Raw genomic sequence first — 759 nt, 5'->3', positions numbered from 1 at the left:
GCCTGCAGCTTCGCGGTGACCTGCGCCCGTTTCGACTCGTCCTTGCCCTGAGCACCTTGCTGACCTTTACCGACAGCGTTGCTGGCGGCGAGTTTGTCCCCGCGCATCCCCGCCACCGCCTGCGCCCCGGTCGCCGACGCATCCGCCTTCGCCCCAGCCAAGGTTTGCGCCTCAGCCGTCCGGACCTCACCGGGTGCGGTCGCGGCGTGTTCCTCGCCGGCCTTCTTCTCCTGCAGGGCGCCGGTGAACTCCGGCTCATTCGACTTGGCCAGCTGTTCCTCGGTGACCTGGGCGTCGGTCATCTGCTGATCGACCTGCGCCGGCCCGGCCGAGAAATCCGTCGCCGCCGCCGGGGCCCTGTCCGGCACCGCGTTGGCCGCATTCGGCGCACCCGGGTTACCCGGCGCCGGCTCTTGAGCAAGAGGGGTGACCGGCTTCTCTTTCGCCGCGGACGTGTCGGGGGCGGCTTTGGTGGTGGTCTCGATCTGCTTGGCCGACTGTTCCTTACCCTGGCCGACCTTGCCCTGGACCTGACCCTTGACCGCATCAGCCTTACCCGAATCACCGAAGTTGTCAGCCTCGTCAAGATTCTTCGGCGCCTGATCGGCGATGGCCTTGTTGACCGCGGCGATGAACGCGGCCTTATCAAACGCACCCGGCTGAGCGGCATTCATCTTCTCCGCATTCGCCGCCTTACCCTGCGCCTGCTTATCATCGGCCGGCGGCTTCGCGGCGGCCTGCGCGGCGCTGGCCTTCGAC

The 759-nt window shown here is 67.9% G+C and carries 1 protein-coding gene; it reads right to left on the bottom strand.

The features are described 5' to 3' along the window. The coding region (locus tag QSK31_RS48515) for a hypothetical protein (RefSeq protein WP_285691996.1) at positions 1-759 on the bottom strand (759 nt) is incomplete at both ends.

The sequence above is a fragment of the Actinoplanes sp. NBRC 103695 genome (assembly GCF_030269485.1).
In the GTDB taxonomy this organism is placed as follows: domain Bacteria; phylum Actinomycetota; class Actinomycetes; order Mycobacteriales; family Micromonosporaceae; genus Actinoplanes.
Note: the sequence above shows the minus strand (reverse complement) of the source record. Positions and strands in the feature narration are given on the sequence as shown.